The sequence below is a fragment of the Arthrobacter sp. Hiyo1 genome, from assembly GCF_001263615.2.
In the GTDB taxonomy this organism is placed as follows: domain Bacteria; phylum Actinomycetota; class Actinomycetes; order Actinomycetales; family Micrococcaceae; genus Arthrobacter.
Map to the genome: position 1 here is coordinate 420,020 of NZ_DF952473.1, position 4,029 is coordinate 424,048.

General features: G+C 61.5%; 4 protein-coding genes and 1 pseudogene. 2 read left to right on the plus strand and 3 right to left on the minus strand.

Annotation, left to right across the window (positions count from 1 at the left end; genetic code table 11):
- Positions 1-300 (plus strand): annotated as a pseudogene (valS, locus tag AHiyo1_RS17355) (valine--tRNA ligase); the annotation flags it as partial.
- Between the two features lie 398 nt (positions 301-698).
- Positions 699-1,574, plus strand: a complete 876-nt coding sequence (locus AHiyo1_RS17360) for a DNA-formamidopyrimidine glycosylase family protein (RefSeq protein WP_059389363.1) — start codon at positions 699-701, stop codon at positions 1,572-1,574.
- A 34-nt stretch (positions 1,575-1,608) separates the two neighbouring features.
- Here the strand turns inward: AHiyo1_RS17360 and AHiyo1_RS17365 are convergent, their stop codons facing one another.
- From AHiyo1_RS17365 to AHiyo1_RS17375, 3 genes are all read right to left on the minus strand, one after another.
- Positions 1,609-2,223 carry a mycothiol-dependent nitroreductase Rv2466c family protein gene (locus AHiyo1_RS17365; RefSeq protein WP_059389364.1) on the minus strand — a complete coding sequence of 205 codons (615 nt, stop codon included), beginning with the start codon at positions 2,221-2,223 and terminating at the stop codon, positions 1,609-1,611.
- Between the two features lie 80 nt (positions 2,224-2,303).
- Complete coding sequence (gene clpX / locus AHiyo1_RS17370; protein WP_059389365.1) at positions 2,304-3,590, minus strand: ATP-dependent Clp protease ATP-binding subunit ClpX; 1,287 nt, start codon at positions 3,588-3,590, stop codon at positions 2,304-2,306.
- Between the two features lie 184 nt (positions 3,591-3,774).
- The coding region (locus tag AHiyo1_RS17375) for an ATP-dependent Clp protease proteolytic subunit (protein ID WP_172465622.1) at positions 3,775-4,029 on the minus strand (255 nt) is incomplete at its 5' end.

Here is a 4,029-nt window from a genome sequence, read left to right on the forward strand (position 1 = left end):
CGCGCGGCGTGGCCGGCAGCAGTGGAAATCGTCGACGGCGACACCACCATGCTGGGCACCGTCGGCATCGCGCTGAGCGGCATCCGCAAGGCCAAGTCCGAGGCCAAGGTCAAGCAGCGCACCGAGGTCCTGTCGGCCACGATCACCGCTACCGAGTCGTTTGTGGCACAGCTGGAAGCCGGACTGGGAGACCTGAAGGCCGCGGCCAACGCCCAGGAGATTTCACTGGTAGCCGGGGACGGCGAACTCACGGTGAGCGACGTAGTCCTGGCGCCTGCCGAGGAACCCGCCCAGGCGTAGTTTGGAAGAGCCCGGGAAGTTTCCGGGCCGCCGGGAAGTTCCAGGCACTTGGGATTTCAGGGCAAAGGGGAAGCCCCATCAGCGTTTAGCCGTTGGTGGGGCTTCGACTTTTCGGCTGCCCGGTGACGTCTTGGCAGTCTGGCGGAATCCTCGGACTTTCAGGTCTTCCTACCTCGTCACTGGTAGCTTGCATCCAACTTTGCCGAAGGCTGCGTCAGATGCATATCACTGAATCTCTGGTTTCCGTGTCCCTCTTCTTTCGAAGTGGGTAAGTTCTATTCTTGACCCGCTCCCCGGCCAGCACAAGCCCCCTTCAGGAACTACTGGCATGTAATTCGGAGGCCTCGCTGCGGGCCTCCGGGGTTCTGGGTGCCGGTGCTTTGTGGCACAGTGTTGCTATGCCAGAACTTCCCGAGGTGGCCGGGCTGACTGCCTTTCTGGGCAGGAATCTTCTCGGTGCCGAACTGACGAAGATCCAGATCACCTCTTTTGCCGTGCTGAAGACAGCCGATCCCCCTTACTCAGCGCTGGAGGGTCGCAAGATCGTCGGTGTGGAACGCTTCGGAAAGTTCGTCAGCCTCGACGCCGAAGGCATCCATTTCATCTTCCACCTCGCCAAGGCCGGGTGGCTCCGCTACACGGAGCAGCCGTCGCAAACCCAGCTTCGGATGGGCGGCAGCAATATTGCGGCAAGGATTGGCTTCACCAAGAGCGACGGTTCAACCCACGTCGGAGTGGACCTGACGGAGGCCGGGACGAAGAAAAGCCTGGCCGTATACGTGGTGCGCAGGCCCCTGGACGTTCCGGGAATAGCGACGCTTGGCCCGGACCCGCTGAGCCCGGCCTTCACGGAGGAGACCTTGGCCGGAATCCTTTCCACAAACGCGCACCAGATCAAGGGAGTCCTTCGGAGCCAAGGCGTCATCGCGGGCATCGGGAACGCCTACAGCGACGAGATCCTTCACGCAGCCAGGATTTCACCGTTCGCGATCGCCAAGTCGCTGGACAAGGACACCACCCGTGTCCTCTATGAGTCCATCGAAAGCGTCCTGGGTGCGGCTGTGGCCGCCGCCGTCGGGAAAGCGTCAAGCGAACTCAAGGACACCAAACGGAACACCATGCGGGTCCACGGCAGGGCGGGCCAGCCTTGCCCCGCGTGCGGGACCACGATCCGCGAGGTGTCCTTTGCCGACACGTCATTGCAGTATTGCCCTGGCTGCCAGACAAACGGAAAGATCCTCGCAGACCGTCGAACGTCGCGGTTCCTGAAATAGCGTGGCCCACGGCTCAAGCTGGTTGAATTCCGGGCTAGTTGAATTCCGGGCTTTCCGTGCGGCTGCGCTTGAGTTCGAAGAAGTGCGGGTACCCGGCCAAGGTGACCGTGGCGTCCCAGATCCGGCCGGCTTCCTCGCCACGGGGAATACGGGTGAGGACAGGACCGAAGAAGGCCGTGCCGTTGACGGCGACCACGGGGGTGCCAACATCCTGGCCCACCAAGGAGATCCCCGATTCATGGCTTGCACGCAGCTGGACGTCGTATTCCTCGGAATCGGCGAAGCGTGCCAACTCGGCGGGAAGGCCGGTTTCAGCCAGGGCCTTCGAGATGACCTCGGCGAAATCCTTGATGCCTTCGTGGTGGATGAGGGACCCCATCGCGTCGTACAACGGCTTGACGTATTCGTCTCCGTGCAGCTCGCGGGCGGCAATGATGACCCGGACAGGTCCCCAGCCCTGCTTCATCTTCTCGGTGTATTCGGCAGGCAGTTCGCGGCCTTCGTTGAGGACCGAGAGACTCATGACGTTCCAGTTGGTCTCGATGCCGCGGACGTCTTCAACTTCACCGATCCAGCGGGATGTCACCCAGGCAAATGGGCACATGGGATCGAACCAGAAATCGACCTTGTTGGCGGTCTGCTCGGGCACAGGGAACTCCTTCGATAGGCGTAAGGGGCGCGGGTAGGCGGACGAAAACGGTGTCCGGCACCAATCATGCCAACCTCTGGCTAGGCGGACTTATTCCGACGCTTCGCAATGACCTCGTGCGCGATCATGGTGGGCTGGCCCTTCTTGTTCACGGCATCGGCAGTGATGACGACGCTGGCGATGTCGTCCCTGCTTGGCAGGTCGAACATGACCGGTAGCAGCACTTCCTCCATGATGGCACGCAGGCCGCGGGCTCCGGTGCCACGTTCAAGGGCTTGGTCCGCGATCGAGTCCAGGGCGTCGTCGTCGAACAAAAGCTCCACGCCGTCCAGCTGAAACATCTTCTGGTACTGCTTGATCAGGGCGTTCTTGGGCTTGGAGAGAATCTGGATGAGCGCGGAACGGTCAAGGTTGGACACAGTGGTGATCACGGGCAGGCGCCCGATGAATTCGGGAATCAGCCCGAACTTGAGCAGATCCTCCGGCATCACCTCGCCGTAGCTGTCCGCGTTGTCCTTGACCTCGTTGAGCGGGGCCCCGAAGCCTATGCCTTTGCGGCCGGACCGCGATCCAATGATGTCCTCGAGCCCGGCGAACGCACCGGCCACAATGAACAGCACGTTGGTGGTGTCGATCTGGATGAATTCCTGGTGCGGGTGTTTGCGTCCGCCCTGGGGCGGAACCGAGGCCACTGTGCCTTCGAGGATCTTGAGAAGCGCCTGCTGCACACCCTCGCCGGACACATCGCGCGTGATGGACGGATTCTCGCTCTTGCGCGAAATCTTGTCGATCTCGTCGATGTAGATGATGCCTTGTTCGGCCTTCTTGACGTCGTAGTCGGCGGCCTGGATGAGCTTCAGGAGGATGTTTTCGACGTCTTCGCCAACGTAACCGGCCTCCGTCAGGGCCGTGGCGTCGGCAACAGCGAACGGTACGTTCAGGCGGCGGGCAAGGGTTTGTGCCAAGTAGGTCTTGCCGCAGCCGGTGGGACCGATCAGCAGGATGTTGGACTTGGCGATCTCCACGTCCTCATGGTGTCCACCTTCACCGAGGCCGGTCTTCGGTGCGTGGCCCGCCTGGATGCGCTTGTAGTGGTTGTAGACCGCGACGGCGAGGGAGCGTTTCGCGGGCTCCTGCCCAATGACGTATTCCTGGAGGAAGTCGAAGATCTCCCGCGGCTTGGGCAACTCGAAGCTACCGAGATCCGATACTTCGGCGAGCTCCTCTTCGATGATCTCGTTGCAGAGTTCGATGCACTCGTCGCAGATGTACACGCCGGGCCCGGCAATCAGCTTCCGAACCTGCTTTTGGCTCTTTCCGCAGAAAGAACACTTCAGCAGATCCGTGCTCTCGCCAATCCGAGCCATGTGGGAATCCCTTCGTTTCATGCGGGTGGTGCAGCCCCGTACCTATCCGCGATTTCGCGCCGATCGCAGCGGGGGCGCCACCATGACAACTTCCACTGTAGGACACAATGGGCTGCTTGGGTTGAAACAGAACGCCGATGCGGTCCATATTTCCTGAACCGCACCGGCGTCGAGTTTTGGCCAGTTACCTGGCGATAGCCTGGGGCTTGATCTTGCGGGAATCGAGCACCTGGTCGATCAATCCGTAGTTCATTGCCTCGGCAGCGGTGAGGATCTTGTCGCGCTCGATATCGTTGTTGACCTGTTCCGGCGTCCGACCGGAGTGCTTGGCCAGCGTGTCCTCAAGCCATGAGCGCATGCGCATGACTTCTGCGGCCTGGATCTCGAGGTCGGAAGCCTGGCCCCCTTGGCCGCCGGACAGCGACGGCTGGTGGATCAG

Excerpts from the sequence above, each read along its gene's own strand:
- clpX (WP_059389365.1), bottom strand. The coding sequence starts at position 3,590 with ATGGCTCGGATTGGCGAGAGCACGGATCTGCTGAAGTGTTCTTTCTGC.
- AHiyo1_RS17360 (WP_059389363.1), top strand. The coding sequence starts at position 699 with ATGCCAGAACTTCCCGAGGTGGCCGGGCTGACTGCCTTTCTGGGCAGG.